Origin of the sequence: Lysobacter gummosus (assembly GCF_001442805.1) — a bacterium.
In the GTDB taxonomy this organism is placed as follows: Bacteria; Pseudomonadota; Gammaproteobacteria; order Xanthomonadales; family Xanthomonadaceae; genus Lysobacter; species Lysobacter gummosus.
This window is the reverse complement of the sequence record NZ_CP011131.1, coordinates 5,822,100-5,847,105: the sequence shown is the minus strand read 5'-3', so window position 1 is coordinate 5,847,105 and position 25,006 is coordinate 5,822,100. Positions and strand designations below refer to the sequence as shown.

Sequence of the window (25,006 nt, the reverse complement as noted above, 5' to 3'; positions counted from 1 at the left end):
GCGCCGCAAGCCGCCGCCATCGACGAACACGACCCGGAACAACCCGAGCTGCCGATGGCCGCGCCGCCGCCCGCCGCCGCGCAAGCGCGCGCCGCCGGCCCGCGCCCGTCCGCGCACCGGCCGTGGTGGGCGCGCCTGCTCGGCCAGCTGATGGCGCCGTGGGTCTCGCTGACCATCGAGCCCAAGAGCCCGAAGGAACACATCGCCGAGGAATGGCACGGCCGCCCGGTCTGCTACGTACTCGAGGACTACGGCCTGTCCAACGCCCTGATCCTGGAGCGCGCCTGCCTGGAAAGCGGCCTGCCCTCGCCGTTGCAGCCGCTGCCGGGCGATCCGCTGGGCCGCAAGCGCGCCTACGTCGCGCTGTCGCGCCGCAACGCCGGCGCGCTGGCGCCGGCCGGGCCGCCGTCGGCCAAGACCCATTCGGGCTCGCTCGCGCGCCTGCTCGACGCGCACCGGGTCGATCCGAACCTGGACGTGCAACTGGTCCCGGTCTCGATCTTCGTCGGCCGCGCGCCGGACCGCAGCAGCGGCTGGTTCTCGGTGCTGTTCTCGGAAAACTGGACCCTGGTCGGCCGCTTCCGCCGGCTGCTGGCGATCGCGCTCAACGGTCGCCACACGATGGTGCGGTTCTCGCCGCCGGTGTCGCTGCGCGGCATCGTCAGCGAAGGCCAGAACGAAGGCCTGGAACCCGAACGCACGGTGCGCAAGCTCTCGCGCGTGCTGCGCACCCACTTCCGCCGCATCCGCGCGGCGGTGATCGGGCCGGACCTTTCGACCCGGCGCATGCTGATCGACCGCGTGCTCGCCGCCGATCCGGTCAAGGAAGCCATCGCCGACCAGGCCCGCCGCGACAGCAGCGACAGCGCCGAGGCCTGGAAGAAGGCCCACGCGATGGCGTACGAAATCGCCGCCGACTATTCGCATCCGGCGGTGCGTTCGGCCAGCTTCCTGCTCACGCCGGTGTGGAACCGCATCTACCGCGGCGTGCTGGTCCATCACCTGGACAAGCTCAAGCAGGACGCGCCCGGTTTCGAAGTGGTCTACGTGCCGTGTCATCGCAGCCATCTGGACTATCTGCTGCTGAGCTATCTGCTCTACACCAAGGGCATCGTGCCGCCGCATATCGCCGCCGGCGCCAACCTCAACTTGCCGGTGGTCGGCACCATACTGCGCAAGGGCGGCGCGTTCTTCCTGCGGCGCAGCATCCGCGGCAGCGCGCTGTATTCGGCGGTGTTCTCCGAGTACGTGGCGCAGCTGGTCGCGGGCGGTTACTCGATCGAATACTTCATCGAAGGCGGACGTTCGCGCACCGGCCGTCTGCTGCCTCCCAAGGGCGGCATGCTGGTGATGACCGTGCGCGGCTTCCTGCGCCAGCCCACGCGCCCGGTGCTGTTCCAGCCGGTCTACATCGGTTACGAAAAACTGATGGAAGGCACCAGCTATCTCGACGAGCTGTCGGGCAAGCCGAAGGAAAAGGAATCGATCTGGCAGTTGCTGTGGGGCATTCCCAAGGTGCTGCGGTCCAACTTCGGCCAGGTGGTGGTGAACTTCGGCGAGTCGATCAAGCTCAACGACCTGCTGGCCGAGCACGCGCCCGAGTGGGACGGCCGCCCGGTCGATGAAGACGACAAGCCGCAGTGGCTGTCGGACACGGTCGATGCGTTGGCGGAAAAGATCCAGATCAACGTCAACCGCGCCGCCGACGTCAACCCGATCAACCTGCTCGCGCTGGCGCTGCTGTCCACGCCCAAGCATGCGATGGGCGAGGCCGACCTGCTCGCGCAGATCGCGCTGTCGAAAACGCTGCTGGCCGAATTGCCTTATTCCGACCGCGTCACCGTCACTCCGCACACGCCGCAGGAAATCGTCGCCCACGGCGAAGAGATCAACGTGCTCGAACGCATCGCCCACCCGCTGGGCGACGTGCTCGGCGTGGACGGCGAAGACAAGGCGGTGTTGCTGAGTTATTTCCGCAACAACGTCCTGCATCTGTTCACCGCCGCCTCGTGGATCGCCTGCTGCTTCCAGCACAACCGGCGCATGAGCCTGGCCGGCGTGCTGCGCCTGGGCCGCAGCGTGTATCCGTTCCTGCAGGCCGAGTTGTTCCTGCCGTGGAACGAGGATGAATTCAGCCAGCGCCTGGCGCGCACGGTCGATGTGTTCGTGCGCGAAGGCCTGCTGGAGCGGGTCAGCGAAGACGACGGCGGCATCCTGGCGCGCAACGCCGGCCAGACCGACGAAGTGTTCCGCCTGCGCGCGATCGGCCATTCGCTGCAGCAGGCCTTCGAGCGTTACTACATCGCCATCAGCGTGCTGGTGAAGAACGGCCCGGGCACGATGTCGGCCGGCGAACTCGAAAGCCTGTGCCAGCTCGCCGCGCAGCGCCTGTCGCTGCTGTACGCGCCGGCCGCGCCGGAGTTCTTCGACAAGACCCTGTTCCGCGGCTTCATCCAGAAACTGCGCGAACTCAAGCTGGTGTGGCCCGACAGCCAGGGCAAGCTCGCCTTCGACCAGCGCCTGGATACCTGGGCGAAGGACGCGAAGGTGATCCTCGGCCGCGAGCTGCGGCATACGATCGAGAAGATCAGTCCGGAGATGGCGGTCAAGCCGGCGGCGCCGGAGAGCGCGGCCTGACCGACGCGCTCGGGGGGCGTGGGCTCTGCAAGGCCGCGCGAATCCATCGGCAGCGATCCAGCGGCATCCATCAACCGCTTTGCGTCGGTGATGGGTGCCTGACGCGGTGGGCGGCGAATTCGCCTGCCGCGATGACGATTGGGCGATCTCGGCGGCGAGCGCCGGTCTGATAGTCGTCACTGCCTATCGTGGCGGGCGCCGGGTACTCTATCGCCCGACTCCGTCACGCCCCGTCGCCGATGTCCTCCAGCACGCTTTCCAGCTCTGCCATCGAGTCCGGCCCGCAGACGTCCGCGCAGGGCTCCGGCCCCAGCGCCTGGCTCGAAATTCCCGTGCTCACCGCGCGTCTGCTCTGGCGCCACTGGCCGGCGCTGGCGTTCTGGTTCTTCGCCCAGCGGGTGTCCTACAACCTGTTGATGGACTTGGCGGTCAAGCTCGGCGAGCGCTCGGTGCTGCTGTCGTTCGCGGCCTTGTCGCTGCTGATCGTGACCCAGCTGGCCGGGACCATCCTGATGTTCCAGTCGCTGCGTCCGTCGCTGCCGATGCTCGCCGGCGGCGCGACCACGCCCGACACCAAGGCGGTGCGCAAGCAGTGGATCACCGCGCTGGCGATCGCGATGCTGCCGTTCTTCGCCTACTACGCCGGTTGGGGCCTGCTCGAGGACCTGCGCCGGCAGTTCCGCACCGAATACATCTTCAGCGTGTGGGAGGGAGAAAACCTCAACCGCGTGCTGCAGCTCAAGGGGCTGTGGATCGCGCTCGCGGTGGCCTGGGCGGTGCGCTGGTTCAGCAAGCGCCGCGCGACCGCGACCGGGCATGCGGCGTGGAATGTGGTCGCGACCAGCTGCGAGGCTTATTGGGTGTTCGTCGGCGTGGCCGCGATCGCCCAGGTGATGACGACCGGCAAGGACTGGTGGCACGAGCGCGTGGTCTACGTCGCCGCGACCGACTGGTGGGAAAGCCCGACCGCGCTGTTCAAGACCCTGGCGCCGGCCAAGCGCACGCTGGCGCCGCTGTGGGATTTCGTCAGCACCGCCGCCGGCGCGGTGGTCTTGCCGCTGATCTGGCTGGCGATCACCGCGATCATCTACGGCATCGACCTGCGCCGCGCGCAGCGCATCGACGCGGCCGACGAGCATCTGGGCAAGGTGGTCGAGCGCTTCAAGGCGATGCACTTCACCCTGCGCATGCTCGCCGACAAGGCCAGCGCCGGTTGGAGCAGCAAGGGCGTGCCGGTGGTCAACAGCCTGCGCCTGGTGCTGCGCGCGGGCCTGCCGGCGCTGCTGACCCTGTGCGTGTGCTGGCAGCTGCTGTCGTATATCGACTCGTGGTCGTGGCGGCTGATGCAGCAGTGGGTCGGTCCGCAGGATCCGGACTGGCAGCGCGTCAGCGGGCAGATCTACGCGGTGTTTCTCAACACGCCGCTGTCGTTCCGCACCTCGCTGCTGACCGATGTGTTGCGGGTGGTGCTGCTGGCGGCGACGTTCGATCGGGCGATCGCGCGGCTGCCGCGCAGCGCCTGAGTCGCGAAGTTACTGCGGCCCCGGAATTTTTTGTGGGAGAGCCTGAAGGCCTTTCTACAACAGACCTCAAGGTGGCTCGGCCGAGCGGACGAAATTACAGCGCGAAGTCCAGATACCGGCCCTTGGCCGTTTCCGAGTTGCGCAATTCGATCCGCGCCCGCAGCCCCTCCATGGTCTGCCCGCGCGGCAGCAGATACGCATGCTGGAACGCGAACGGCCGCCCCGGCACCGCCAATACTTGCTTGAACGACGCGTCGTAACCGCTGCCGCAGGTCGTCGGCAGCTTGGCGCCTTTCAGGCGCGGTAGCTCCGAAGGATTGGCTTCCCACAGCCGGCCCTTGGCATCGGCGACGCTGCCGCGGCACGCGTCCAGCGTGGCGGTCTTGGTGCCCGAATCCGGGATCACTTCGAAGCGCACCAGCAGCACGCCGGCGTCCTTGCGCAATGGGCCGAGAATGCGCGGATCGCGCGGCGCCAGCGCTTCGGCGCTCACCAATCGCCAGCGCGCGCCTTCGTACTGGGTCCACGTGTTCTTGCCGGCCGCGACTGGTTGGCTGGGGTGGCGCTGACGATAGCTGTCCAGTGCGTCGCGGTAGGGCGCGTAGATCGCCCAGGTGCCCAGCACCGCGGTGCCGAGCAGCCACCACACGTTGCGGCGCCACCAGCCGGCCGGCGCGGGCACGGACGCGGACGCCGGAACGGCGGCGACTTGAATGGGTTCGGAGCTCGTGGGCGAATTCATGGGCGCAGATCCAGAACCGGTTTGGCCTCGGCGGCGAGTTTGCGCGCGCGCGCGGTGTCGATGCCCAGATCGACATCGACCAGGCTGTCGCCGCCCTGCGGCAACAAATTGCCCCAGTACAACTGCAGGTGCGCGCCTTCGAGTTTGTCCGCGGGCACTTCGAAGAACCAGGCGCCGCTCTCGACCAGGCCGGGCGCCAGCGCGCGATCGCGCAGGTTGACGCCCTTGAGCTTGGGCCGGTCGTTGCTGGAGGCGACATAGACCAGACCGTCGCGGGTGCGCAGCTGCGCGCCCAGGTAGCCGGGACGATCGAGCGCCTCGACCTTGGCCACCACCGACAGCCACAGGCCCGAGGTGCGCAGTAAATAATCGCCGGGACGGGAGTAGTCGCCCTTGAGCAGATACGCGTGCGCGGCCTTGAGGTTGCCGACCTCGACCGCGAAGTTGCGCCCCGTCACGCGGCCCGGCGCCTTCGCCGCCTGTAGCAGCGGCGCGTCGCGTTCTTCGTAGGTCGATTCGCCCTTGCGCAGCGCGACCACCGCGATCAGCGCCAGCGCGATCCACAGCGCATCGCGCCAACGCCAGCGCGGCAGGCGCCAGCGCGCGGACGCGGCGGCCGGTTCGATCGGCGTGCTCATGGCGCCACCATGCGGTCGCGCAGATCGCTTACCGCGATCCGGTACTTGGCCGCCGGCTTGCCCTGCAGCCATGCGCCTTCATCGTTGAGATAGGCCTTGGCCTTGTAGTCGCGAGCGAACACGCCGAAGGTCTCCTGCGGCGAATAAACATAATTCCTGGGCAGATCCCAGACCAAATCCACGCGCTGCTTCATGCGCGGATGCAGGTCGGCGACGATGGTGTGATCGTCGGACATCATCAAGCTTTGGGCGGGGACGGGAGTGCCGCCCTTCGAAACCAGGATCAGATCTTTGAGCGGATAGCCGAAGCCGCTGAAACTGCGCGGCGTGCGGTTCTCGATCTCGACCTGCAGCACCAGATACAGCTTGCCCTGATTGAAGGCATCGACCTGGCCGCCGGGCTTGTAGCGCGCGACCCAGGCGCGCAGCGGCGTCGCCGCCATCGCCCCGCCCTGGTAACGGTGACCGGCCTGATACTGCGGCAGCGGCTTGGTCACGCTCTTGGCCTGCTTGAAGCCGCCCAGAGCGAAGGTCAGCACCAGCGCGATCGCGGCCACGGCCGCGGCGCCCTGCCACCAGGGATTGCGTGCCGCTTTGACCAGTTCGTCCTTGTTCGCCATACCGCTGCCTGCCATCGGGTGGCGGCACCCTAGCACAGCCGATGTGCCCCGCTGCAGCTGGGTTTCGCACTAGATGGACATGACAACGGCGCTGCTGCAGGGACCGCCGCGCGAGACGGCTTGCGCGCGGCGGTCGACGCGGCTCAGGCGGGTTCGTCGGGAATCAGCGCGCTCTCCAGCCGCGCGATGCAGTCCTTCAGCCACAGCCGGCGTTTCTTCAACCGTTTGACCGTGAGTTCGTCCGCGTTGGCGTCCAGCGCCAGACGGTCGATCGCCAGATCGAGGTCGCGATGTTCCAACCGCAGATGGGCCAGTTGGTGCGTTATTGCGGCGGGATCGCTTTCGATCATCCGATGAGCTTAACGCGCGCGCATGTCGATTCCATATCCCCTGGCGCGACAAGCGATCGGGATCGGTGCCGGTCGTGGTGGCGGGGGCGCCGGTGCGGGGGCGATTCGGTTCGTCGCGTGCTCCGTGGGCGCCGGGCGGTGCGCCGGATCTGGAGTCAGCAGGGGTTTGTTAATATTTTGTTGGAAAGTGATTGGCCTGCGCTGGGCTGACGGATCGTCGTGGCGACGCCGTCCGCGCGCGGCGACAGCAAAACGGCTCAGCCCCAGGCCGCGCCAGCGCTCAAGGGCGAGCGAACCGGTCCGCGCCGCGGCTGCCTGGCGCCGGGCCCGGAGCGCCGCGGTTCGCCGCGACCGGCGCGCAGCCCGTAGAATCGTCGGCCACATGAGCACCGTCCTGCCCCTCGCCGAACCCGTCCGCCGCAGTCGCGCCGACACCTCCGCTGCCTCCGCCCCCGACGGCGAGCGCCTGGCGACCCGTCTGCGCCATCAGGTCGGCCGCGCCATCGCCGACTTCGGCATGATCGAAGAAGGCGACAAGGTCATGGTCTGCCTGTCCGGCGGCAAGGACAGTTACACCCTGCTCGACATCCTTCTGCAGTTGCAGAAGAAGGCGCCGGTGAAGTTCGAGCTGGTCGCGGTGAACCTGGACCAGAAGCAGCCGGATTTCCCCGAGCACGTGCTGCCGGGGTATCTGCAATCGATCGGGGTGGCGTACAAGATCCTCGAACAGGACACCTATTCGGTCGTCACGCGGGTGGTGCCGGAAGGCAAGACCATGTGTTCGCTGTGCTCGCGATTGCGGCGTGGGGCGCTCTACACCTACGCGGCGGAGCAGGGGTTCACCAAGATCGCGCTGGGGCATCATCGCGACGATTTGGTCGCGACCTTCTTCCTCAACCTGTTCTTCCACGCCAAGCTCAGCGGCATGCCGCCCAAGCTGCTGTCCGACGACGGCAAGCACGTGGTGATCCGGCCGTTGGCGTACGTGCGCGAAGACGACATCGTCGATTACGCGGCGGTCAAGCAGTTCCCGATCATCCCGTGCAACCTGTGCGGCTCGCAGGAAAACCTGCAGCGCAAGCAGGTCAAGCGCATGATGGATGCGTGGGAGCGCGAGACGCCCGGCCGCATCGAAACGATCTCGCGCGCGCTGGGCGATATCCGGCCGTCGCAATTGAGCGATCCGAAGTTGTTCGATTTTCTCGGATTGGGCAAGGCCGGCGCGGCGCCGACGAGCGATGCGCCGGTATGGCTCGATGACGCATCAGTTGAAACGAACCACGCGCAAGTTGGATAACCGCGTACTTTCGAGGCCGTCATTCCCGCGGACGCGGGAATCCAGGGCCTTTCGTGCGAGAACGCTTGAAGTCTCTGGATTCCCGCGTTCGCGGGAATGACGAGCCAAGGCAGCGCGAGCCGACCTGCCATCCCCGAATCCCCTTTTCCTCTTTCCGGTCTGTCCTTCGATGTTCTTCCGCAACCTGACGTTCTTCCGCTTCCCCACCACCCACAAACTCGACGATCTCGACAAAGGCCTGGCCGAATGCGCGCTCAAGCCGGTCGGCCCGCTGGAGCTGTCTTCGCGCGGTTTCATCTCGCCGTTCGGGCGCGACGCCGAGGACGCAATGATGAGCAACCGCATCGGCGACGCGATCTGGATCACCGTCGGCAGCGAAGACCGCCTGCTGCCCGGATCGGTCATCAACGACATGCTGGCCAAGAAACTGGCCGAGATCGAACAGAAAGAAGGCCGCAAGCCCGGCGGCCGCACGCGCAAGCGGGTCAAGGACGAGCTCATCGTCGATCTGATGCCGCGCGCGTTCATCAAACCCGGCCGTACCGACGCGATCATCGATCTGGAGCACGGGCTGGTGATCGTCGACACCTCCAGCCGCAAGACCGGCGAGAACGTGATCAGCGAAATCCGCCGCGCCATCGGCAGTTTTCCGGCGTTGCCGCTGAACGCGGAAATCGCCCCGCGCTCGATCCTGACCGGCTGGGTCGCCGGCGAGGAATTGCCCGACGGCATCAGCCTGGGCGACGAGTGCGAGCTGCGCGATCCGGTCGATCAGGGCGCGGTGGTCAAGTGCCAGCGTCAGGAACTGGAAAGCGACGAAATCGCCAAGCACCTGGAAACCGGCAAGCAGGTCACGCGCCTGGCGCTGAGCCTGGACGATCACGTGTCGTTCGTGATCGGCGAGGACCTGGTCGTGCGCAAGTTCAAGCTGCTCGACGGCGCGGTGGATCAGCTCGAACACAGCGACGGCGACGGCCTGCGCGCCGAACTCGACGCGCGTTTCGCGCTGATGAGCGGCGAGGTGAAGCGTTTGTTCCGGGTGTTGGAGTCGGCGTTGAAGTTGTCGAAGGTCGAGGCTTGACGGCGCAAATCTGAGCCGACTGCGATTCGAGGTCGGGCTGGCCTCATCCGCCCCCGCCTTCGGGTGCAGACTTTTCAGGCACCGCAGTAGAAGGGACTTAGCGCCCCGAATCCCATGAGCCCCTCTCCCGCTGGCGGGAGAGGGGTTGGGGTGAGGGCCCTCGCGGCATCATTGGTCCCAGCGCCGACATCAACTTCGCGCCTCGCAAGCGCTATGCTTCGCGCATGGCGGTCCCCCACCCATGACGAGCCTTCTGCGCTTGCTCACCGGCCAGCTGCGCGCTGCGCCGCGCACGATCTCGCGCGAAACCATCGCGATCACCCTCGCCAACGGCCAGTCCGTCGAAGTGTTGCGCGTGCGCGATCCGCGTGCGCGCCGGATCAAGCTCAGCGTCGATGAGCGCGGCCCGCGCCTGACCCTGCCGATGCGCGCCAGCGACATCGCCGGGCAGCGATTCGTGATCCAGCATGGCGAGTGGCTGCTGGCGCAGATCGCCAGCGCCGGCACCGATGCGCCCAGCCTGCAGGTGCATGTCAGCACCAGCATTCCCCTGCGCGGGCACGACATGCCGCTGCGTTGGCAGGTCGCGCGCTATCTGCGCCTGCAACTGGAAGACGACGCGCTGGTCGTCGCCGCGCCGGAAACGGTGAACGCCAAGGCCCTGCAGCGCGCGCTGCGCGATTTCTACGAAGGCCAGGCCCGCGCCGACGTCGGCCGCTGGCTGCCCAAATACCTGCCGGGCCTGCCGCGCGCGCCGTCGCGTCTGCGTTACCGGGTCATGTCTTCGCAATGGGGTTCGCTCGCGCCCGACGGCGCGCTGTCGCTGGACCTGTCGCTGGTGCTGGCGCCGCCGGCCGCGTTCGAATACGTGCTGGTGCACGAGCTGTGCCACCTGATCCACGCCGACCATTCGCGCGCGTTCTGGCGCGAAGTGGAAGCGCGCTGCCCGGATTGGCGCGATCAGCGCGAGTATTTTCGCGCCTCGGGGCGTGCGCTCAAGGCGGGGCTGCGGCGGTTGATCGCGGACGATAAGTAGAGTCGCGTAGTCATAGCAGCGACGCTGCTGCTGTTCCCCCTTTGAAAAAGGGAGGGATTCGCTCTCCGATCAGATCGCAGCGCCGCCGGGCAAAAAAGCAAATCCCCCGCGCGAGCCAGGATGTTCAGACATCGTGCCAATGCCGCGCGCAGCCCCCTTTTTCAAAGGGGGCATATTGCCGCCGCTTGCTCGGGGGATTTCCACCCCCGACGTTGCCGCTGTTCCCCCCTTTGGAAAAGGGGGGAAGGGGGATTCGTTCTCCGGTCAGATCGCAGCGCCGCCGAGCGAAAAGCAAATCCCCCGCGCGAGCCAGGATGTTCAGACATCGTGCCAATGCCGCGCGCAGCCCCTTTTTTCAAAGGGGGCATATTGCCGCCGCTTGCTCGGGGGATTTCCACCCCCGACGTTGCCGCTGTTCCCCCCTTTGAAAAAGGGGGGCAGGGGGGATTCGCTCTCCGATCAGATCGCAGCGCCGCCAGGCAAAAGCAAATCCCCCCGCGCGAGCCGGAATGTTCAGACATCGTGCCTACTCAGCGCGCCGCCCCCTTTTTCAAAGTAGGCTCTGGATTTTTGCAGCGGCTTACGGGCGTGCGCGCACGAGCACCGCACGACTCGACCGCCTTACCCCGCCGTCAAAAAATTCTGGAACAACTCGCCGACCGCGCCGGGCCGTTCCATATGCAGGTGATGCGTCCCCGGCAGCGTATGCAACTCGCCGTGGGCCAGCAGCGTCGCGCGTTCGCGGCGCAATGCATCGGGCATGTAGCTCTGCGCCGGGTCGGCCCAGATCATGCAGGTCGGGCATTCGATAGCGCGGATCAACGAGCGCATCTGGCCTTCGCTCATGCGCTGCGCCGAGGTCAGGGTCAGGCGCGGATCGCTGCGCCAGACGAAACCGCCCTGATGGTCGTCGCCGCGCACCGGCGCGATTCCGCGCTCCACCAGCAACCGCGCCACCGGTTCGCTGAGGTCGTTGGCGGCCATGCGCACCTTCACCGCGGTGGCGATGTCGGCGAACACGCGCAGTTGCTTGTTGTTGACCGCCGCCATGCCGGCGAAGGCCTCGCGCAGACGGGTGCCGACGCGTTCTTCGGTTTCCGACAGCGAACCCAGGGCTTCGATCAGCAGCAAGCGCTGCACCCGCTGCGGCGTGGCCGCGGCGACGAAGCTGGCGGTCGCGCCGCCGAGCGAATGGCCGAGCAGATGGAACCGGTCCCAACCCAGGGCGTCGGCGATCGCCAGCGCGGCGCGGGTGGCGGTGGTCATGCTGTATTCGCCGGCCGCGGGCAAATGCGCGCTGGCGCCGTGGCCGGGCAGGTCGGGCGCGACCAGGTCGAAGCCTTCGAACCACGGCGCCAGCGGCACGAAGCTGGCGGCGTTGTCCAGCCAGCCGTGCAAGGCCAGCAGGCGCGGCGCGCCGATACGGCCGTTGCGCAGTCCGGCCAGACGGCCGAACTCGGTGTCGACGACGAATTCCTGCATCGCGGCCATCAATGGGTTCCTGTCACTGCCTTGATCCGTGCCCGGTTCGCATCAGACCACGCGCGGGTGACAGTGCGTATCGACCGCTGCCGCATTCCGGCGCCGCGCTCATTGCCAGTCCGCGAGTTCGCGCAGCACCACGCCGGCCAGGGCCGCCGCGTGCGCGGGCGAATCGTTGAGGCAGGGCACGTAACGCAGTTGGCCGCCGCGCGCGGCGAAGTCTTCCGCCAGCATCAGCGCGACTTCCTCCAGCGTCTCCAGGCAATCCACCGCGAAGCCCGGCGCGACCACATCGACCTTGCGCACGCCGCGCGCGGCCAGCGCGATCAGGGTGTCGGCGGTGGCCGGCTCCAGCCAGCGCTCGCGGCCGAAACGCGACTGATAGCTCAGCGTCCACGCCTCGTCGGGCAGGTCCAGTGCCTGCGCGATCGCGCGCGCGCTGGCTTCGCATTGACGCGGATACGGGTCGCCGGCGGCGGCGAAACGCTGCGGCAAGCCGTGGAAGGAGAACAACAGGTGCTCGCCGGCGCCGTGGCTGGCGCGATGGCGATGGATCGAATCGGCGACCGCGGCGATCCATTCCGGGTCCAGGTGGTAATCGCCGATCATCCGCGTGCGCAGCCCCTGCGCCTGCTCCAGCACGTCGCCGACCGAGGCGGTGGTGGAGGTCGAATACTGCGGATACAGCGGCAAGGCCACGACCCGCTTCACGCCCTCGCTGCGCAGTTGCTGCAGCAATTGCTTCCACGACGGCTTGCCGTAGCGCATCGCATGCAGCACGCGATGCTGCGGCAGTTCGCGCTGCACCGCTTCGGCCAGACGCCGGGTGTGCACGGCCAGCGGCGAGCCTTCCGGCAGCCACACGCTGGCGTATTTGTGCGCGACCTTGCTGCTGCGCAGCGGCAGGATCGCGAAATGCAGCAGCGGGCACCACAGCCAGCGGCTCATGTCCACGACGCGATGGTCGTGCAGGAATTCGGAGAGGAAACGCCGCACGGCCGAGGTGTTGGGCGCGTCCGGCGTGCCCAGATTGACCAGCACCACCGCGGTGTCGGCGGCGGAGCGGGTCGGGGAAGCGTCGTTGCTGGCGGAGGCGGGCATGCGCATAGGATGACATCCGCGCGCCGGCCTGGGCACTCGCCGCGGCATCGTTGTTTTCGATCGGGGCGATCAGCGGCGCCGATGGCGCTTCGCCCGGCCGCGCCCGAAGCCGCGCAAATCCCCGCGCAAATCATTGCGAAACGGCGCCGGCGCGATGCGGCCGATGCGAACGCGCGTCGCGGTCTTGCCGATGCGGCCCGGTTCGCGGTCGTTAACCCACAGCGCACCGATCGAATGAGACATCCGCCGCAAGCCCGCCGCGCCGACCCGCACGCCCTGGCGCGCGCCGGCCTACAATGCGCCGCGCATCTCGCACGACACGGCACGACAGCGGCATCGATGCGGCATCGCGACGTTTCGCGTCGCGGCCTCGGCCCGCATCCCCGGTCAGGCGGCAGTTAGGCGGTGATTCATCGCCGCCGCACTAGCCTGAACCGATCGCCGTCGTCGCGGTCATAGACAGCGTCACGGCCCCGGGCTCGTCGCCCGCGGCGCATCACATCCCGCACCATCGCCGGAGTTCCCCATGTCCCGTCCGCTGCCCCGCGTCCTGAGTCTGAGCCTCGCCCTGAGCCTGGGCCTCGCCGCCACCGCCGCCATGGCCGGTCCGACCGAGGACCAGCGCGCCCGCGATGCGGTGCGCGTGCTCGGCGATATCCAGCAGATTCCCGAATCCTCGATCCCGGACAAACTCTTCGACGAAGCGCGCGCGATCGTCGTGGTGCCCGATACGCTGAAGATCGGCCTGGTCGTCGGCGGACGCCGCGGCCACGGCCTGGTGTCGGTGAAGAATCCCGACGGCACCTGGTCCAACCCCAGCTTCGTCAAGCTCACCGGCGGCAGCGTCGGCTTCCAGGCCGGCGTGCAGTCCTCCGACATCGTGCTGGTGTTCCGCGGCAACCGCGGCCTGGATTCGATCGTCAACGGCAAGCTGACCCTCGGCGCCGACGCCAGCGTCGCCGCCGGCCCGGTCGGGCGCACCGCCGCGGCCGCCACCGACGGCCAGCTCAAGGCCGAAATCTGGTCGTGGTCGCGCGCGCGCGGCCTGTTCGCCGGCATCGCCCTCGACGGCGCCGCCTTGTCGATCGACGACGACGCCAATCAAGCCGTCTACGGCGAAGGCAATACCCCGCGGATGATTTTCGAAGGCCGCGCCACCGGCCAGCCGTCTTCGGCGGTGGTGGATTTCCGCGATCGCCTGGAAGAAGCCAACGCCGCCGCGCGCGAGCATCGCCTGGCCGAAGAACAGCGCACGCCGCTGGGCGCGACGGTGTATCCGGCCGCCGGCACCACCCAGGCAGTCCCGGCCCAGCCCGCCGCTGCGGCGCGCGCACCGGCGCACGAGCGCCTGGCGCCGGCGGTGCCCGAGCAGCCCACGCAGGGCCCGAAGCCGTTCGAAACCGTGCCGGCGCAGCCCAATCCGGCCAAGGTCGAACCGTTGCCCTGAGCCGGGCTCGCGCCGGAACGCGGGTCGCCGACCCGTTGCCGGCGCGATCGCGCCGCGGCCCCATTCAGTCGTTCGCGGCCGCGACCATGCCGAATCGGTTCGGTCGAGGGCCGGTCGAATGCCGATAACGGCCTCGCGATCAGACAGGACCTTCGCCACATTGGCTTAGCGGTGGTTGCGGTATCCTTGCCCTCTTCATCATTCAGCAGTGAGCATCGTCATGGGCGCCTGGGGCATCGGTCATTGGATTGTCGTCCTTGTCATCGTGCTGCTGATTTTCGGCACCAAGCGACTGGGCTCGGTCGGCAAGGATCTCGGCGACGCGGTCAAGGGTTTCAAGAAGGGCATGCAGGACGACGACAAGCCGTCGCAGCAACTGCCTAACGACAGCACCCGCAACGACACCACCAACAGCACGCAGTCGCGCGACAACGAACAGAACCCGCGCTGAGTCCGGTCTGTTGCGTCATCGACTTCCCCCGCCCGGCGTACGCGCATGTTCGACATAGGCTTCTCGGAAGTCTTCGTGATCGCGATCGTGGCCTTGATCGTGCTCGGCCCCGAGCGCCTGCCCAAGGCGGCGCGGTTCGCCGGCCTGTGGGTGCGGCGCGCGCGCGCGCAGTGGTATTCGGTCAAGTCCGAGCTCGAGAACGAGCTGGCCGACGAAGAACTCAAGCGCAGCCTGCGCCAGGCCCAGGACGATCTGCGTCAGGTGCAGGAGCAACTGCGCAACAGCGATCAGGCCGTGCGCAACGAAGTCGATGAGTTGAACCGCAGCATCGCCGCGCCCGTGGGCATCGCCGAGGCGACGCAACCCGCGCTTGAGGCGCCGGTCGACAGCGGCGAAGCGGCCACCGCCGCCGCGCCGCCGGCCGTGGAATCCGCTGCCCCGGCCGACGACTACACCGGCGCGGCCTTGCCCGACTATCGCCCCGCCTCCACCGCGCAGACGCCGAACGATGAGCGACGCTGATCCCCGCTCCGGCGACCTCAACGAAGAGGCCGCGGCCGAACCGCGCCTGCTCGACCACCTGATCGAACTGCGCGCGCGCCTGCTGCGCGGCGTGACCGGTCTGATCGTCGTCTTCCTGGGCCTGCTGCCGTTCGCGAACAAGCTCTACCACTTCCTGGCCACGCCGCTGCTGGCCAAGTTGCCGGCCGGCAGCCAGCTGATCGCGGTGGAGGTGGCCTCGCCGTTCTCCGCGCCGTTGAAGCTGGCGTTCTTCGCCGCGCTGATGATCTCGATGCCGTGGCTGCTGTTCCAGGCCTGGGCCTTCGTCGCGCCGGGCTTGTACAAGCGCGAGAAACGCCTGGCCCTGCCGCTGCTGGCCTCGGCGCTGGTGCTGTTCTACGCCGGCTGCGCGTTCGCGTTCTTCCTGGTGCTGCCGTCGGTGTTCGGCTTCCTGGTCAAGATCACGCCGACCGGCGTGTCGATGATGACCGACATCAACGCCTACCTGGATTTCGTGCTGATCCTGTTCCTGGCCTTCGGCATCAGTTTCGAAGTGCCGGTGGCGCTGGTGATCCTGGTGCTGCTGGGCTGGGTCACGCCGGCGCAGCTCAAGGAAGGCCGCGGTTACGCCGTGGTCGGCATCTTCATCGTCGCCGCGGTGATCACCCCGCCGGACGTGGTCTCGCAGCTCATGCTCGCCATTCCGATGTGCCTGCTGTACGAAATGGGCATCATCGCCGCGAAGTGGGTCGGCTCCGATCGTCGCGACGCCGACGATCCTTCGCCCGGCGACGCGCGCGGCCCATGAGTTCGCCGGCCCCGTCGGCGACCGCTTCGCCCACGGTGGCCGCGCCCGCCGCCGCATTGCTTCCGGCCGGATTCTGGCCGCGCTACATGGCCTGGTCCCTGGATGCGGCCTTGATCGCCGTGTTGACTTGCCTGATCGGCGCCAGCCATTGGCGCCATCAAGCCGCCGCCGCGCGCGAAGCCTATGCGGCGATGAACGCGCGCATGGCCGAGATGATGTCCGCATCAATACTCAGCGACATGGATTTCGCCGGCTACGCGCAGCAGTTGCTCGCCGATCCGGCCCTGCACGCGGCCGCACAAGCCACCACCGCCGCCGTCACCGGCCTGGTGCTGGGCTGGGTCGTGCTGTTCGCCTTGTTCGGCCTGGTCTACGAGTTGGCGTTCGTCGCGTTTTCGTCGTGGCAGGCCACGCCGGGCAAGCGCGCGCTGGGCTTGCGCGTGACCGACATGGCCGGCCGCCGGCTCGGCGTCGGCGCGGTAACGGTGCGTTATCTCGGCGGCGCGCTGTCATGGCTGACCTTGAACATCGGCCACGTGATGGCGATGGCCAAGCCCGAGCATCGCGCCCTGCACGATCGCATCGCCGGTGCGCGGGTGTTGCGCGCCGGCGACGGGCGGGTGCCGTTGTGGGGTTGGGCGTGGTTGCTGCTGCAGGCCTTCGCCACGTTGGCCGCGTGCGTGTGGCTGATGCGGGCGATGCAGGCGGCGATGGACGCGGCCTTGTTCGAAAGCGGCGCGATCTAAGCCGCGCGCCGCTCAACTCCGCGCGACCGGACTCAGGCCTCGAAATGCCCCGGATTCGCGGCTGCCGCCGGCGTGGTCGGCGCGTCTTCGTCCTGCGCGAACACATCGCGCCAGGCGAAATAGCAGGTGCCGCACATCACCACCAGGAACGCGGTGCCGTACACCGCGAACAAGGCCATCACCAGCAACTGCCCGATCGTCGGCGCGAGCAGCGAACCCAGCTGCATCAGCAGCAGCGAGGCCACGCTGACCAGCAGGCCGGTGATCATCGCGCCGAACATGAACAACATCGCCGCGAACAGATACGAACCCAGGTTCCACAGCGACGCGCCGAGACTGCGCTTGACCGCATCGGAAATGCCCAGCCCGGAGAACATGATCAGCGGCACCGACACCAGCACTACCGCGGTGCTGAAGTAGTAGTAGGCCAGCTGCACCAGGATCACCAGCATGGGTTGTTCCGCGCTGGGCACGTTGGTGATGCGGCCGGTGATGGCGCCGCGCGCCATGTCCTGATATTGCGACCAGAAATCCGGCCCGGTCGCCCACAGCAGCAGCGAGCCGCAGATCAGCGCCAGCGCGATCTGGATCAGGCCCAGCAGCGCCAGCGGCAACGCCTTGTGCAGGCGCAGCGGCGCGAACAAGTCGCGCGCGCGCACCGGCCGGTTGTTCTCGGCCTCGCGGATCACATGCATCAGCCCGCCCAGCAACACCGGCAGCACCAGCACCGCGGCCAGCACCGCCAGCACCAGGGTGGAGATGAAGCTGTCCATGCTGATCGAATCCGCGCCCAGCCGCAGCGGCATGGTGAACAGGTACAGCACCAGGTACAGCACCGCGATCAACAGCAAGGCCGCGCCGAAGATCGCGCGCGGATTGCGCGTGCCCAGGTTGATGGCGCGGATCAGCCACTGCGCGCCGTGGGTCAGCGGTACCTTGCGTATCGGTTGGCTCATCGGATCGATCCCGGGGGGAGAGGGAACAAGGGCGTGCCATGCACGCACGGCGCCACGGCGAAGGCCGGAACCGCGCGGCGCGGCCGTCGCGAAACCGCGGGCTCAGCGCCCGTGCAGCGCACGCGCATGGCCGACGAAACGGCGCAGCACGCGCCGGGCATGCGGCGCGGCGCTGACGCTGCCGGCGATGGTCTTCGGGCAATGGCCTTCCGCGCGCAACGCATCGCGGCGCGCGCGCACGTAACCGAGCATGTGCGTGGCGCTGAATTCGGGATGGAACTGCACGCCCCAGGCGTGATCGCCCCAGCGGAACGCGTGGCAGGCGTCGTGCGCCGAGCGCGCCAGCACGGTGGCGCCGTCGGGCGCGCGCAGCACGGTCTGCAGATGCGTGGCCTGGGCCGGAAACTGGCTCGGCAGGCCGCGGAACAGCGGGTCGTGCTCGGCGCTGGAATGCAGCTCCAGCCCGATCGTGCCCATCTCGCGACCGCCCGGGTGATTGCCGACCTCGCCGCCCAGCGCATGCGCGAGCAGCTGATGGCCGTAGCAGATGCCGAACAAGGGCAGACGGGCGTGGGCGGCTTCGCGCAGCCACTCGGCGCTGCGCTCGCTCCACGGCGCGCGGTCGGTGACCATCGCGCCCGAACCGGTCACGATGGCCCCGGCGAAACCCTCGCGGCTGGGCAGTTGTTCGCCGTGTTCGACGTTGATCACGACCGCTTCGTCGCGGCCCAAACCGGCGGCGACGCGGATCCAGTGCGGAAAACCGCGGTGACGGCGCATGGAGGCGACCGGCTGGCCGGTCTCAACGATCAGAAAGGGCGGGTTCACGGCGTGGCGTCGAGGGGGGATGGGCGCTGCTGAAATCCGGGGTGAAGCCCTGTATTTGTAAGGCTCATGGCTATACTAACCCGCTTTGCTGCACTGCGATGAGACCATGAGCGCGAGCGACGCACCCCCTGCGGTGATCACCTTTCAAAGCATGATCCAGCGCCTGAACGCCTACTGGGCTGAACAGGGCTGCGTGTTGATCCAGCCGCTGGACCTGGAGGTCGGCGCGGGTACGTTCCACCCGGCCACGTTCCTGCGCGCGCTGGGTCCGGAGCCGTGGAACGCCGCCTACGTGCAGCCCTGCCGCCGTCCCACCGACGGCCGCTACGGCGACAACCCCAACCGCCTGCAGCGCTACTACCAGTACCAGGTGGCGATGAAGCCCAGCCCGGACAACATCGTCGAGCTGTACTTCGATTCGCTCAAGGCGCTGGGCGTGGACCCGCTGGTGCACGACCTGCGCCTGGTCGAGGACAACTGGGAATCGCCGACCCTCGGCGCCTGGGGCCTGGGCTGGGAAGTCTGGCTCAACGGCATGGAAGTCACGCAGTTCACCTACTTCCAGCAGGCCGGCGGCCTGGAGTGCCGGCCGGTGCTCGGCGAGATCACCTACGGTCTCGAACGCCTGTGCATGTACCTGCAGAACGTCGACAGCGTGTTCGACATCGTCTGGACCTACGGCCCCGACGGCCGCGCGGTGACCTACCGCGACGTCTATCACCAGAACGAAGTCGAGCAGAGCGCGTACAACTTCGAACACGCCGACGTGGCCGAGCTGTTCCACCGCTTCGACGCCTGCGAACGCGAAGCGGCCAAGCTGATCGAACTGGGCCTGCCGCTGCCGGCTTACGACCAGGTGTGCAAGGCCTCGCATTCGTTCAACCTGCTCGACGCGCGTCGCGCGATCAGCGTGACCGAACGCCAGCGCTACATCCTGCGCGTGCGCAAGATCGCCCAGGGCGTGGCCGAAGCCTACTTCGCGCAGCGCGAAAAGCTCGGTTTTCCCGGCCTGAAGCAAACGCCGAAAGCGCACGCCGCCTGATTCGCGCACAACCCCTGTCCCGCATGCGGGAGAGGGGTGAGGGCGAGCGCACCGATCAACTTCAACCTCGCCGCATCAAGCGAGGCGTCTTCAGAAACGAAGACAACACCGCAAAGGCCACCGCATGAGCACGACCCAACCTCTCCTGATCGAACTGGGCACGGAAGAACTGCCGGTCAAGGCGCTGTCCGGCCTGGCCCAGGCGTTCTTCGACGGCGTGCTCGACGGCCTGCACAAGCGCGGCATCGGTTTCGATCGCGACGGCGCCAAGCCGCTGTACACGCCGCGCCGCCTGGCGGTACTGCTGCCCGCGGTGGCGCTGCGGCAGCCCGAACAGAACAGCGAAGTGCTCGGCCCCTACCTCAATATCGCGCTCGATGCCGACGGCCGGCCGACCAAGGCGCTGCAGGGGTTCGCCGCCAAGGCCGGCATCGACTGGACGCAACTGGAAAAAACCAGCGACGCCAAGGGCGAGCGCTTCGTCCACCGTGCCACCAAGCCCGGTGCCGACACCGCCAGCCTGCTGGCGGACATCGTGCGCGAGGCCATCGCCGCGATGCCGATTCCCAAGCCGATGCGCTGGGGCGATCACGACTACGGCTTCGCCCGGCCGATGCATTGGCTGGTGCTGCTGCTCGGCAACGAGGTGGTGCCCGCGGACATCCTGGGCGTGCGCAGCGATCGCATCAGCCGCGGCCATCGGTTCATGCACGACCGGGCGGTTTCGTTCAACGCGCCCGGCGATTACATCGAAGCGCTGCGCGCGGCCAAGGTGTTGGTCGATCCGGACGAACGCCGCGAGCGCATCGTGCGTGAAGTCACCGCCGCGGCCGCGCAAGCCGGCGGCAGCGCGCGCATCGACGAGGGCATCCTGGAAGAGGTCAACGGCCTGACCGAATGGCCGGTGGCCGTGGCCTGCGGCTTCGAACGCGAATTCCTCGCCGTGCCGCAGGAAGCGCTGATCGCGACGATGGAAGCCAACCAGAAATTCTTCCCCGTGCTCGATGCGGCCGGCAAGCTCAGCGAACGTTTCGTCGGCATCGCCAACATCGAAAGCCGCGACGTGAGCGAAGTGCGCAAGGGCTACGAGCGCGTGATCCGCCCGCGCTTCGCCGATGCGAAGTTCTTCTTCGACGAAGACCTCAAGCAGGGGCTGGCGTCGATGGGCGAAGGGCTGAAGACGGTGACCTACCAGGCCAGGCTGGGCAGCGTGGCCGACAAGGTCGCGCGCGTGACCGCGCTGGCGCAGGACGTGGCCCTGATCGCCGGCGTCGATCGGGCGCAGGCGCGCCGCGCCGCGGAGTTGTCCAAGAACGATCTGCAATCGCGCATGGTCAACGAGTTCCCCGAATTGCAGGGCATCGCCGGCCGGTACTACGCCGCCGCCGCGAACGAGCCGGCGCAAGTGGCCGCCGCGATCGACGAAGCCTACATGCCGCGTTTCGCCGGCGACGCGATCGCGCCGTCGCCGCTGGGCCGCGTGCTCGCGATCGCCGAGCGCCTGGACACGCTGGCCGGCGGCTTCGCGGCCGGCCTCAAGCCGACCGGCAACAAGGATCCTTTCAGTCTGCGCCGCAATGCGCTGGGCCTGGCGCGCACGCTGATCGAAGGCGAAATCGATCTGCCGCTGGGCGAGGCGCTGCAAAGCGCATTGGCCGCGGCCGCCACGGCGATCGCCCTGGAAACCACGCGCAAGCAAGCGCAGGCCGACGAAAGCGGCAAGGCGAAGCCGGCCGATCCGGCCAAGGCCGCGAACGCCGCGCCGACGGCCGATGAGCTGTACGACTTCGTGGTCGAACGCCTGCGCAGCTACTACACCGAGCGCAGCGTGCCGGGTCAGCAGTTCGATGCGGTCGCCGCGTTGCGCCTGCCGATGCTGCCCGACTTCGACCGCCGCCTCAACGCCATCGCCGAGTTCGCGAAACTGCCCGAAGCCGAGGCCCTCGCCGCGGCCAACAAGCGCAGCCGCAACATCCTCCGGAAAGTTGACGGCGAAGTGCCGAGCGCGATCGATGCCGCGTTGTTCAACGAGCCGGCCGAACGCGAACTGGCGCAGGCCGTCGATGCCGCCGTCGCCGATACCGATCCCTTGCTCGCGCAGCGCGACTACGTCGCCGTGCTGGGCCGGCTGGCGCGCCTGCGTCCGCAGGTCGATGCCTTCTTCGACAAGGTGATGGTCAACGTGGACGACGCGGCGGTGCGCAACAACCGTTTGGCCTTGCTCAAGCGTTTGTCCGATCGCCTCGGCAGCGTGGCGGCGATCGAGCATTTGTCGGTCTGATCGGCGCATTCGCCGCCGGTGGTTCGCTCTCGCGCTGAATAAAAAAGGAGCCGGCTTGCGCCGGCTCCTTCGTGTTCGATCTTGAAGATCGCTGGATCGAACGAGTCGATCAGTTGAACTTGTAGTTCAGGCCCACGTAGTAGGCGCGACCGATCTGGTCGTACAGGCCCGAGCCGAAACCGGTGCCGAACAGGTTGACCGGCGGGTCGGAGTCGAACACGTTGGTGACGCCGCCGTAGATCTGCAGGCCGGTGTCCTTGAACGTATAGCTGCCGCGCATGTCGTGGAACACGCCCGAACCGGCCCAGCTGACGTTGGTCTGCTTCGGGTTGGAGGCGTAGCTCTCGTTGCTCACGCGAAGACCGCCGGAAGCGAAGCGGGTCGACCAATTGACGTCCCAGTTGTCGCGGCTGTAACCGGCGCGCAGCGTCGCTTTCCATTCTGGGTAGCCCAGCGTCTTGAGCCGGTCGATGTTGTCTTCCGGATCTTCCTGGAACGGGTAATCGTCGTAGCTCAGGACCTTGGTCGCGTTGAGGTCCCAGCGCATGCGGCCGCCCCACAGGTCGTGGGTGTAGTAAGCCGCGATGTCCACGCCATCGGTTTCGATCAACGAAATGTTCTGGTTGATCGAGGTGAGGAAGTCGAGCTGGCCGTCGGCGCGGCGTTGGGCGTTGCGGCAGTAGATATTGTCGATGCCGGAAGGCGAATCGACGCAGTGGTCGGCGGTTTCCTGGAAGGTCGGCGCCGAGATCGCGTTCTCGATCCGGATCTTCCAGTAGTCGACGTTGAAGCCGAAGCCTTCCAGGAAGGTCGGGGTGAACACGAATCCCGCGGTCCAGCTGCGGCCGGTTTCCGGATCCAGGTCCGGGTTGCTGCCCTGCAAGCCTTCATTGGAGGAACCGATCCGATCGATGAAATCCGCCGGCAGGCCGAGCGCGGCGCAGTTGCGCGCGCGCACCGCCGGATCCTTGCCGTTGGGGATTTCGGTCGGATCGCAGGGATCATCCACGATGCCGAAGTTCTGCGACTGGCCGCCGAACAGTTCGTCGATGTTCGGCGCGCGCACCGCCGCCGACATGTTGCCGCGGATGCGCAGGCTGTCGTTGATCGCCCAGTCCAGGTTGTAACGCCATGCGCGGGTGCTGCCGATGGTGTCGTACTTGGAGTAGCGCGCGGCGGCGCCGACGGTCAGGCTCTTGATCAGCGGGATGTCGTGCAGCAGCGGGACCGCGACTTCCGTCCACACTTCGCGGACGTTGTAGCTGCCGCGCGCGCTGGGGATGGCGTTGAGGAAGGTCTGGCCGGAGATGTCCAGCGGATCGTTGTTGGTCTCGCTGGTCTCGCGGCGGTACTCGACGCCGGCGCCGAAGCTGATCGGACCGGCCGGCAGGTCGAACAGGTTGTTGTTGGTCAGCGAGCCGCCGGCGACGAACTGGGTCAGGCGCGCCTTGGAGATGGTGGTGGCGTTGAACCACTCGCGCGCGGCCGGGTTGATGGCGCCGTCGCCGAAGATCGAGAACGGAATGCAGCTGGCCGCCACTTCCGGCGAGATGATGCCGTCCGGGCTGCTGGTGTTGTTGTAGAACGACTCGTTGACGTGGGTCGGATCGATCTTCGAACGACACACGATCTGACCGCTGGACGGATCGACGACGGCGTCGAGGCCGGCGTAGAAGCGTTCCATGATGCGGTTGTTGAGGTTGCGACGACGCTCCTGGGTGCGGCCGTAATTGACCGAGGCGTCGTACAGCCAGCCGCTCTCGCTGCCGAATGCGGCGCCTTCGATGCCGAACACCAGGCGAGCGGTCTGGCGCTCGGTGTCTTCGCCGCGCAGGCCTGAGTCGAGATCGTCGCGGGTGATCCGGATGTAATCCATATCGGCGGTCAGCGTCGCGAGGTCAGGACGGATGTAAGCGTTGTCCTTCTCGATGATGTGGTAGTTGTTCGCGCCGGCGAACGCCGCCGAGCCGTACGACTTGCTGGCGACCTTGCTGTACATGCCTTCGAAGTACAGGCGATGGTCCTGGCTCAGGTCGAAGCTGGCGACCGAGCTGACCGTGGTGCGCTTGTAGTCGGGCTGCAGCTGGGTTTCGTTATTGGTCAGGCCTTCGCAGTCCTGACAGTTGTTGCGGTTGTCGTAGATGCCGTCGAAGCGCTGCTTGCGCACGCTGCCGTCGGGGTTGAAGACATAGCGCTGGCTCGGAACCCGCGGATTGGGATTGCCGCGCGAATCGAAGGCGGTCGAGAACGCGCCGCCGGTGGTGTAGATGTAGTTGCGCGAGTTGGGCAGCAGCAGGCCGTCGTAGGCGCCGCCCGGGGTGAGCACGGTGGCGTAGTTCTGGCGGCCGAAGCGATCCGGGAACCACAGCGGGTCCTGCTGGCTGTGCTCGACCGAAATGGCGACGTTGCCGCGGTCGTCGGCGAAGTTGGTGCCGGCGGTGAACGAGAACAGGCGCTCCTTGAAGCCGCCGTGCTGGCTGTCGCCGATCTGCACGTGGGCGTTGGCGCCCTCGTACTTCTTCTTGAGGATGAAGTTGACCACGCCGGAGACCGCGTCGGCGCCGTACACCGCGGACGCGCCGCCGGTGATGACTTCCACGCGCTCGACCCAGTCGGCCGGAATCAGGTTGGTATCGACCGCCGAGGTGCCGGCCGAGGCGCCGACCATGCGGCGACCGTTGACCAGCACCAGGGTGCGGGCGGTGCCGAGGTTGCGCAGGTCTTGCATGGCCACGCCGGCGGTGCCGATGAAGCGGCCGGAGTTGCCCATCGTGAAGGTGGTGGCCAGCTGCGGCATGGTCGTCAGCAGGTCGCCGATGTTGACCGCGCCGGTGGCCTTGATGTCTTCCGCGGTCAGCACGCTGACCGGAGCGGGCGATACGACGTTCGGGTTGGAGATGCGCGAGCCGGTGACGGTGACGGCTTCGATCTTGGTGATGCTGTCTTCGTTCGACGCGGCGTTAGCCTGCTGGGCGTAGGCCGGTGCGACCGCGCTGACCAGCGCCGTGCAGACAGCCGTGGTGAGCAGTTTTCTATTCACGAAAGTGGACTCCTGAAATATGCAATGACATCGCTTCCTTACCGTGCGACTTCCCTGGTGTTGGAAGGCTGGATTAGGTGTGGTCAGAGGAGATCCCGAGTGCTCGTCGCGCAGCCCCCCGCGCGTACGACCAGTTCCCCTGACCCGAAATTACGGACTCTTAACGAAAGATGCAACGAACTGTGCAAAGTCTCGTAAAAAAATATGTAATAAATACATATAGTTAGCGGGGGTGCCATTCTTTGCCGAGTCTGGCCGAATGACTGTGCCAACGCGTGCCCAGGTCGCCGTACGGCTGTCCTTTCGAAGGATTTCAGGGCAGTGCGAGTCGCGCCAGGCGGCGGGCGGGCCCGGCCCGGGCAGGCCCCGCCCGGGCAGGCCCCGCCGCCATCGTGGGCT

The 25,006-nt window shown here is 67.4% G+C and carries 21 protein-coding genes; 12 read left to right on the top strand and 9 right to left on the bottom strand.

The genetic code is table 11. The annotated features are described in order from the left end of the window. Positions 1–54: 54 nt before the first annotated feature. Both plsB and LG3211_RS23700 read left to right on the top strand, forming a co-directional pair. Positions 55–2,637, top strand: a complete 2,583-nt coding sequence (gene plsB, locus LG3211_RS23705; RefSeq protein ID WP_148649238.1) for a glycerol-3-phosphate 1-O-acyltransferase PlsB — start codon at positions 55–57, stop codon at positions 2,635–2,637. Between the two features lie 239 nt (positions 2,638–2,876). After that, positions 2,877–4,160, top strand: coding sequence for a hypothetical protein (locus tag LG3211_RS23700; protein ID WP_057945002.1), 1,284 nt, complete (start codon positions 2,877–2,879; stop codon positions 4,158–4,160). A gap of 94 nt (positions 4,161–4,254) precedes the next feature. Here LG3211_RS23700 and LG3211_RS23695 read toward each other — a convergent pair whose 3' ends face one another. The 4 genes from LG3211_RS23695 to LG3211_RS23680 form a co-directional block, all read right to left on the bottom strand. Beyond that, on the bottom strand, positions 4,255–4,902 hold the full coding sequence (locus tag LG3211_RS23695; RefSeq protein WP_057945001.1) for a hypothetical protein: 648 nt from the start codon (positions 4,900–4,902) through the stop codon (positions 4,255–4,257). Continuing rightward, positions 4,899–5,540, bottom strand: a complete 642-nt coding sequence (locus tag LG3211_RS23690) for a hypothetical protein (protein ID WP_057945000.1) — start codon at positions 5,538–5,540, stop codon at positions 4,899–4,901. Before LG3211_RS23690 ends, LG3211_RS23695 begins: the two co-directional genes overlap by 4 nt. Continuing rightward, a complete protein-coding gene (locus LG3211_RS23685; RefSeq protein WP_057944999.1) occupies positions 5,537–6,160 on the bottom strand; it encodes a hypothetical protein in 624 nt (207 codons plus the stop codon). Before LG3211_RS23685 ends, LG3211_RS23690 begins: the two co-directional genes overlap by 4 nt. Before the next feature lie 143 nt (positions 6,161–6,303). After that, complete coding sequence (locus tag LG3211_RS23680; protein WP_057944998.1) at positions 6,304–6,510, bottom strand: YdcH family protein; 207 nt, start codon at positions 6,508–6,510, stop codon at positions 6,304–6,306. Between the two features lie 382 nt (positions 6,511–6,892). On the opposite strand from LG3211_RS23680, the gene ttcA reads away from it, so the two are divergent. From ttcA to LG3211_RS23665, 3 genes are all read left to right on the top strand, one after another. Next, a complete protein-coding gene (ttcA, locus tag LG3211_RS23675; protein WP_057944997.1) occupies positions 6,893–7,807 on the top strand; it encodes a tRNA 2-thiocytidine(32) synthetase TtcA in 915 nt (304 codons plus the stop codon). A 169-nt stretch (positions 7,808–7,976) separates the two neighbouring features. After that, positions 7,977–8,888, top strand: a complete 912-nt coding sequence (locus LG3211_RS23670) for a recombination-associated protein RdgC (RefSeq protein WP_057944996.1) — start codon at positions 7,977–7,979, stop codon at positions 8,886–8,888. A gap of 241 nt (positions 8,889–9,129) precedes the next feature. Beyond that, positions 9,130–9,924: a M48 family metallopeptidase gene (locus tag LG3211_RS23665; RefSeq protein WP_057944995.1), complete on the top strand. Its 795-nt coding sequence runs from the start codon at positions 9,130–9,132 to the stop codon at positions 9,922–9,924. A 621-nt stretch (positions 9,925–10,545) separates the two neighbouring features. On the opposite strand, the gene LG3211_RS23660 is transcribed toward LG3211_RS23665, so the two are convergent. Both LG3211_RS23660 and hemH read right to left on the bottom strand, forming a co-directional pair. Next, the gene (locus LG3211_RS23660) at positions 10,546–11,415 is read right to left on the bottom strand and encodes an alpha/beta fold hydrolase (protein WP_057944994.1); all 870 of its coding nucleotides are present in this window, start codon (positions 11,413–11,415) and stop codon (positions 10,546–10,548) included. A 99-nt stretch (positions 11,416–11,514) separates the two neighbouring features. After that, positions 11,515–12,513, bottom strand: a complete 999-nt coding sequence (gene hemH / locus LG3211_RS23655) for a ferrochelatase (RefSeq protein WP_425479925.1) — start codon at positions 12,511–12,513, stop codon at positions 11,515–11,517. A gap of 532 nt (positions 12,514–13,045) precedes the next feature. Between hemH and LG3211_RS23645 the strand changes: the two genes are divergently transcribed. The 5 genes from LG3211_RS23645 to LG3211_RS23625 all read left to right on the top strand — a co-directional run bounded on the left by LG3211_RS23645 (position 13,046) and on the right by LG3211_RS23625 (position 16,460). Next, positions 13,046–13,954, top strand: coding sequence for a lipid-binding SYLF domain-containing protein (locus LG3211_RS23645; RefSeq protein ID WP_057945703.1), 909 nt, complete (start codon positions 13,046–13,048; stop codon positions 13,952–13,954). Positions 13,955–14,174: 220 nt separating this feature from the next. Further along, the gene (gene tatA / locus LG3211_RS23640; RefSeq protein ID WP_057944992.1) at positions 14,175–14,405 is read left to right on the top strand and encodes a Sec-independent protein translocase subunit TatA; all 231 of its coding nucleotides are present in this window, start codon (positions 14,175–14,177) and stop codon (positions 14,403–14,405) included. 45 nt (positions 14,406–14,450) lie between these two features. Further along, positions 14,451–14,927 carry a Sec-independent protein translocase protein TatB gene (gene tatB, locus LG3211_RS27615; protein WP_083512800.1) on the top strand — a complete coding sequence of 159 codons (477 nt, stop codon included), beginning with the start codon at positions 14,451–14,453 and terminating at the stop codon, positions 14,925–14,927. Beyond that, positions 14,914–15,714, top strand: coding sequence for a twin-arginine translocase subunit TatC (gene tatC, locus LG3211_RS23630; RefSeq protein ID WP_057944991.1), 801 nt, complete (start codon positions 14,914–14,916; stop codon positions 15,712–15,714). The genes tatB and tatC overlap by 14 nt, the downstream gene beginning before the upstream one ends. Next, entirely contained in the window at positions 15,711–16,460 is a 750-nt protein-coding gene (locus LG3211_RS23625; RefSeq protein ID WP_057944990.1) for an RDD family protein, read from the top strand. The genes tatC and LG3211_RS23625 overlap by 4 nt, the downstream gene beginning before the upstream one ends. A gap of 32 nt (positions 16,461–16,492) precedes the next feature. Here the strand turns inward: LG3211_RS23625 and LG3211_RS23620 are convergent, their stop codons facing one another. Together LG3211_RS23620 and LG3211_RS23615 are read right to left on the bottom strand one after the other, a co-directional pair. Next, entirely contained in the window at positions 16,493–17,416 is a 924-nt protein-coding gene (locus LG3211_RS23620; protein ID WP_057944989.1) for a hypothetical protein, read from the bottom strand. Between the two features lie 102 nt (positions 17,417–17,518). Beyond that, positions 17,519–18,196 (bottom strand): glutamine amidotransferase, encoded by a 678-nt coding sequence (locus tag LG3211_RS23615; protein ID WP_057945702.1) that lies wholly within the window; start codon positions 18,194–18,196, stop codon positions 17,519–17,521. Between the two features lie 154 nt (positions 18,197–18,350). Between LG3211_RS23615 and glyQ the strand changes: the two genes are divergently transcribed. After that, entirely contained in the window at positions 18,351–19,286 is a 936-nt protein-coding gene (glyQ, locus tag LG3211_RS23610) for a glycine--tRNA ligase subunit alpha (protein WP_057944988.1), read from the top strand. A 124-nt stretch (positions 19,287–19,410) separates the two neighbouring features. Continuing rightward, positions 19,411–21,567, top strand: coding sequence for a glycine--tRNA ligase subunit beta (gene glyS, locus LG3211_RS23605; protein ID WP_057944987.1), 2,157 nt, complete (start codon positions 19,411–19,413; stop codon positions 21,565–21,567). Between the two features lie 109 nt (positions 21,568–21,676). On the opposite strand, the gene LG3211_RS23600 is transcribed toward glyS, so the two are convergent. Further along, the gene (locus tag LG3211_RS23600) at positions 21,677–24,607 is read right to left on the bottom strand and encodes a TonB-dependent receptor domain-containing protein (protein ID WP_057944986.1); all 2,931 of its coding nucleotides are present in this window, start codon (positions 24,605–24,607) and stop codon (positions 21,677–21,679) included. Positions 24,608–25,006 lie beyond the last annotated feature (399 nt).

Excerpts from the sequence above, each read along its gene's own strand:
- LG3211_RS23685 (WP_057944999.1), bottom strand. The coding sequence starts at position 6,160 with ATGGCGAACAAGGACGAACTGGTCAAAGCGGCACGCAATCCCTGGTGG.
- ttcA (WP_057944997.1), top strand. The coding sequence starts at position 6,893 with ATGAGCACCGTCCTGCCCCTCGCCGAACCCGTCCGCCGCAGTCGCGCC.
- LG3211_RS23700 (WP_057945002.1), top strand. The coding sequence starts at position 2,877 with ATGTCCTCCAGCACGCTTTCCAGCTCTGCCATCGAGTCCGGCCCGCAG.
- tatB (WP_083512800.1), top strand. The coding sequence starts at position 14,451 with ATGTTCGACATAGGCTTCTCGGAAGTCTTCGTGATCGCGATCGTGGCC.
- LG3211_RS23625 (WP_057944990.1), top strand. The coding sequence starts at position 15,711 with ATGAGTTCGCCGGCCCCGTCGGCGACCGCTTCGCCCACGGTGGCCGCG.
- LG3211_RS23680 (WP_057944998.1), bottom strand. The coding sequence starts at position 6,510 with ATGATCGAAAGCGATCCCGCCGCAATAACGCACCAACTGGCCCATCTG.
- plsB (WP_148649238.1), top strand. The coding sequence starts at position 55 with ATGGCCGCGCCGCCGCCCGCCGCCGCGCAAGCGCGCGCCGCCGGCCCG.
- LG3211_RS23665 (WP_057944995.1), top strand. The coding sequence starts at position 9,130 with ATGACGAGCCTTCTGCGCTTGCTCACCGGCCAGCTGCGCGCTGCGCCG.
- LG3211_RS23615 (WP_057945702.1), bottom strand. The coding sequence starts at position 18,196 with ATGCGCCGTCACCGCGGTTTTCCGCACTGGATCCGCGTCGCCGCCGGT.
- LG3211_RS23620 (WP_057944989.1), bottom strand. The coding sequence starts at position 17,416 with ATGAGCCAACCGATACGCAAGGTACCGCTGACCCACGGCGCGCAGTGG.
- LG3211_RS23695 (WP_057945001.1), bottom strand. The coding sequence starts at position 4,902 with ATGAATTCGCCCACGAGCTCCGAACCCATTCAAGTCGCCGCCGTTCCG.
- LG3211_RS23690 (WP_057945000.1), bottom strand. The coding sequence starts at position 5,540 with ATGAGCACGCCGATCGAACCGGCCGCCGCGTCCGCGCGCTGGCGCCTG.
- LG3211_RS23670 (WP_057944996.1), top strand. The coding sequence starts at position 7,977 with ATGTTCTTCCGCAACCTGACGTTCTTCCGCTTCCCCACCACCCACAAA.
- tatC (WP_057944991.1), top strand. The coding sequence starts at position 14,914 with ATGAGCGACGCTGATCCCCGCTCCGGCGACCTCAACGAAGAGGCCGCG.
- LG3211_RS23660 (WP_057944994.1), bottom strand. The coding sequence starts at position 11,415 with ATGGCCGCGATGCAGGAATTCGTCGTCGACACCGAGTTCGGCCGTCTG.
- hemH (WP_425479925.1), bottom strand. The coding sequence starts at position 12,513 with ATGCGCATGCCCGCCTCCGCCAGCAACGACGCTTCCCCGACCCGCTCC.
- glyQ (WP_057944988.1), top strand. The coding sequence starts at position 18,351 with ATGAGCGCGAGCGACGCACCCCCTGCGGTGATCACCTTTCAAAGCATG.
- glyS (WP_057944987.1), top strand. The coding sequence starts at position 19,411 with ATGAGCACGACCCAACCTCTCCTGATCGAACTGGGCACGGAAGAACTG.
- tatA (WP_057944992.1), top strand. The coding sequence starts at position 14,175 with ATGGGCGCCTGGGGCATCGGTCATTGGATTGTCGTCCTTGTCATCGTG.